The organism is Croceitalea sp. P059 (genome assembly GCF_031846365.1).
Taxonomy (GTDB): Bacteria; Bacteroidota; Bacteroidia; order Flavobacteriales; family Flavobacteriaceae; genus Croceitalea; species Croceitalea vernalis.
In genome coordinates this window covers 1-3,993 of sequence record NZ_JAVRHW010000009.1, presented here as the reverse complement: position 1 = coordinate 3,993, position 3,993 = coordinate 1, and the positions used below count along the sequence as shown (strand labels likewise).

The following is a 3,993-nucleotide window of genomic DNA, read 5'->3' as shown; positions in this document are numbered from 1 at the left end:
TGCTTCATTATAACCAACCATTAAGCAATGATAAAATTCTTTAGAAAAATTAGGCAAAGATTACTAACTGAAAATAAATTCAGTAAATATCTGATTTATGCTTTAGGAGAAATCATACTCGTGGTCATTGGAATTATAATTGCGTTGCAAATCAATAATTGGAATGAGCAGTTAAAAACCAGAAAATCTGCCGCTGCACAATTGAGGCAACTTTATCAATATGTTTCAAACGATCTCACACTGTTAAATACATTAAATACCAATGTAACCAGCAATTTAACGTCTTGTCAAAAGCTTTCGGAACAATTTCAACTAGTAAAACCATTCGATTCGTTAAGTACAAGTTATTTAATAGATAATTTATTCGAGTGGAATTTTTATGGCAATACTTCGGCGTATGAAAAATTAAACCAAAGCGGTGAGTTTTCCATTTTACCCAAAAACTTGCAAAGTGATATTACATATTATTACAACTTACTAAAACGGGTAAAAGAGCGGGAGGAAATCTCTAATACCTTTATAAAAAATGAGTATGAGCCACACTATTTTGATAATTTCAGTATTTATCAAAGAAAAGGCAGTAACCTTCATCCAATTATGGGCCAATATTATAAGAATGATAAAAGAAAACCCGTAATGCTGAACATAGATAAAATTGCAAATGATAATAAAATGTCTGTTTTAATATTTGCGAGGTATTATCAATTAAAAAACCAGCAAGAGTCCTACCAAGAGGCCATTAAAAAGGCTAAAGAAGTACAATTATCAATCAACGAATATCTGAAAGCAAATAATGATTAAATTCTTTAGAAAAATTAGACAAGATTTACTTTCAAAAGGCAAAACTGGGAAGTATCTAAAATATGCTATTGGAGAAATTATACTTGTTGTTATTGGAATTTTAATTGCGCTTCAAGTGAGTAATTTAAATGAAAATAGTAAGAATGCGGTAATTGAAAATGCTATATTAAATGATTTGAAATCAGAACTTCAGAGAAATATTCATCAACTAGAAAACATTATCACCGAACATAAATTAAGTTTGAATGCATCATTGGAGATTAAGTCGTTAATTCAAACTAAAAATAGACTTGATAAAATCCCAATTATAAAATTAGATTCGACTCTAGTTATAATGAACAGAAATTGGACATTTGACCCTAAATTAGGTATACTAAATTCAACTATCAGTTCTGGTAAAATAGATTTTGTTCAGAGCAAAGATATCAAATATGGACTGTCATCAATTAAAGAATCTATCATTGACGCATCTGAATCTACTAAACGATTTGAAAATTTAAGAGAGTCTTTTTATTGGCCTTTAATTGCTAGATATTCAGAATTATCAAATGACGAATCTTTAACATTACCAACTAAAGAAATGTTAAGAGATATTCAGTTTGCTTGGTGGACAAAATTTACAATTGGAATACGGCAGGAAGGGTTAGATGAAGAAATTGAACTGTTAAAATATCTAAACGATATTCGAAGTCTTATTGAATCTGAAATTAATAAATAACGAAAGCACAACAATGGCTATAATTTATAGCAGAGCTGCTTAAAGGCTTCTCAGGAAATCCTAACGGATTTCCAAAACTCAGTCCCTTTTTGCTAACTTTAGTTCTTCGGCTACAAAATCATAGCCGAGACCGTTGGCAAAAATTGAGATGAAAACGAAATTATTGACTTTAATATTAGGATTTATTACTGTTTCAACATTCGGACAGAAAAAGGAAATATATCTGAATGATGATTTAGTTAAAATTACCCAAGCTGATTTTAAAAAAACTGACGACCCATACAAATTCTATAATCTACGATTTGAATTAGATACTTTAATTGCTAATGTCAAAGTTCAGAGAATTAGAAAAGGAAAAATTTCAAATGAAATGTTGGACTCAATAAAATCCGAACTTTCAACAATTTCAGGCGATTCAATTCCGAAAAATAATTTCATCGTCATTAATTATTATCACGGTTTGGACAGATGTAACTCATCAGGAGACAAATCTTATGTTCGTGCTAAATACAAAAGGTTCTTGAAAAAAATAAAAAAAACTGGAAATGTAAGTCAGTTCTTTATGTATAAATCACCTGAAGGAACTAAAGAATACGGAAAGCAACTAAATTGGATTAAAGACGAATTTGGAACAATAGAAAAAATATTTCTTCCTCTTAACTATCCTTGTGGAAGCTACGTTTTAATTGATTCAGACGGAAATTATTATATACAAAAAGGCGAATACAATATTGAACGAATAATTGATTTATTGAAAGATAAAAAAACAACTTTTGCCAACAATGTATAACCGCAATTACGGCGGATTCGACTACGTCCGAATCCACTCGAAATTGCCAGCGTCAGTGCTAAACCGAAAATTAACGCATATTAACCCGTAACTGACGGTTATACGAGACCGTTGGGCATAATTACAAATGAGACCGAGAAGTTTAAGATTATTCAAAAAGAAAAAAGGAATTCATTTAAATCCTGACCAGTGGGTCGGGATTTTTTTGACTGCCGGTGTTTTCTTCATGGCATATCTAGAACAATCACATGGAATAGACCTAAATGGGTGGGTTACCAATATTGCCATAATATGGGTAATATATGTGATTGGACTGATGATTAGTACCTTCTTTAGGTACGAATCTGAATTTGGAGAATATGCAGGGAAATTGACTTTCTGGGATGACCGAATACAGATTGACGAGGAAAGCTATAATCTTTCGGAAATAAAAAAACTGGACTTCATTCAAGCATTTGACATACGAGGCAAATTTGTAAACTCAATGCTGGAATTCACACCTCATTTATCAAATGGGCTTGACAATATTTTCGCAATAAGACTTAAAAATGGACTGGATTTGAAATGTAATTTTCAGCAAACAGAGACCGATAGAATAAAACACTTCAAAGAAATGTTGGTTCATTACCATAAAAACGGAATTTTAGGATGGTTGCAGCTTTTGGATTTGCTTGAGATTACCGAATATGATAAAATTCAGGAGTTCAAAAAAGAGATAAAGTAACTATGCCCAACAATGGCTATAATTTATAGCTGTAATTCGCTAACTTCAAACCTAGAAACCATAAACGGCTGGATTTGCCACGGCTGGAAATCTAACGATTTCCAACACCGCTACAAATCATAGCCGAGACCGTTGTGCGTCATTTGAGAAAACCGAAATGCTAAAGATATTTAAGCGAAATATAAAATCTGAATATAAGGAAAGACTTACCAAAGCTTTCCCGAAAAAACTGTATTCGGATTTAAAAGCAGTTTTAAAAATCATCCCATTTGACAATAATAAAGTAAAACTCTTTGACGGAACAATTCACCTAGTTGACAATCTGATTCACGAAAATGAGTTGGATGTAGTACTTGACAATGAAACTCTGACAATTCCATACAGACTTTACTTTGACGCGCCAAATCCAGAATTAGAAAAGACTCTGACGGACAAACAAAAAGACATTTTAAATTGTATTTATTTGAGACATCATAATGGACATTTAAGAGAAGAAAGGCTGAATTTATTATCGGATAATTTAGAAAAATGGACAGTTCCTTTTCTAATTCAATTAATTGGAGAATACATCTATGAACTACTTCCAATTATTGACAAAAAAATAAATGAAAACACTCTGGACTTTTACGCTGAATTTAGAGATGAAAACCCTATATATTGGCAACAGACAGAAAGTAGAATGATAAGTTATTGGAATGAATATTACAGATATAAATTTCCGAAACTAAAAGAATACTTGGGATTTGAAATTGTGAATCGAATAAAAAAACGAACGCACAACAATGGCTATAGTTAATACGGGTTTTGGTGTTTAATCCAAAGTTTAGTGCTTTTAACTAAGTCCGCCAAATCTTTTGATTTGGCTTTAGAACAAAAAAGATAAAACAAAATAAAAAGTTTTGGCTAAGTGCTTAATCGAAAGTTCACTACTTTTAATTCCCGTACTAATCATAGCCGGAA

The 3,993-nt window shown here is 31.5% G+C and carries 5 protein-coding genes; all 5 read left to right on the top strand.

The annotated features are described in order from the left end of the window. Positions 1 to 27: 27 nt before the first annotated feature. Positions 28 to 801, top strand: a complete 774-nt coding sequence (locus RM542_RS14765) for a DUF6090 family protein (RefSeq protein ID WP_311386520.1) — start codon at positions 28 to 30, stop codon at positions 799 to 801. Then, the gene (locus tag RM542_RS14760) at positions 794 to 1,519 is read left to right on the top strand and encodes a DUF6090 family protein (RefSeq protein WP_311386519.1); all 726 of its coding nucleotides are present in this window, start codon (positions 794 to 796) and stop codon (positions 1,517 to 1,519) included. Before RM542_RS14765 ends, RM542_RS14760 begins: the two co-directional genes overlap by 8 nt. Positions 1,520 to 1,667: 148 nt before the next feature. Next, complete coding sequence (locus RM542_RS14755; protein WP_311386518.1) at positions 1,668 to 2,309, top strand: hypothetical protein; 642 nt, start codon at positions 1,668 to 1,670, stop codon at positions 2,307 to 2,309. A 127-nt stretch (positions 2,310 to 2,436) separates the two neighbouring features. Next, positions 2,437 to 3,033 (top strand): hypothetical protein, encoded by a 597-nt coding sequence (locus RM542_RS14750; protein ID WP_311386517.1) that lies wholly within the window; start codon positions 2,437 to 2,439, stop codon positions 3,031 to 3,033. A gap of 157 nt (positions 3,034 to 3,190) precedes the next feature. Continuing rightward, positions 3,191 to 3,829, top strand: coding sequence for a hypothetical protein (locus tag RM542_RS14745; RefSeq protein WP_311386516.1), 639 nt, complete (start codon positions 3,191 to 3,193; stop codon positions 3,827 to 3,829). Positions 3,830 to 3,993: the final 164 nt, after the last annotated feature.

What these genes read in the sequence shown, in the direction of transcription:
- RM542_RS14765 (WP_311386520.1), top strand. Translation starts at nt 28, where the DNA reads ATGATAAAATTCTTTAGAAAAATTAGGCAAAGATTACTAACTGAAAAT.
- RM542_RS14760 (WP_311386519.1), top strand. Translation starts at nt 794, where the DNA reads ATGATTAAATTCTTTAGAAAAATTAGACAAGATTTACTTTCAAAAGGC.
- RM542_RS14755 (WP_311386518.1), top strand. Translation starts at nt 1,668, where the DNA reads ATGAAAACGAAATTATTGACTTTAATATTAGGATTTATTACTGTTTCA.
- RM542_RS14750 (WP_311386517.1), top strand. Translation starts at nt 2,437, where the DNA reads ATGAGACCGAGAAGTTTAAGATTATTCAAAAAGAAAAAAGGAATTCAT.
- RM542_RS14745 (WP_311386516.1), top strand. Translation starts at nt 3,191, where the DNA reads ATGCTAAAGATATTTAAGCGAAATATAAAATCTGAATATAAGGAAAGA.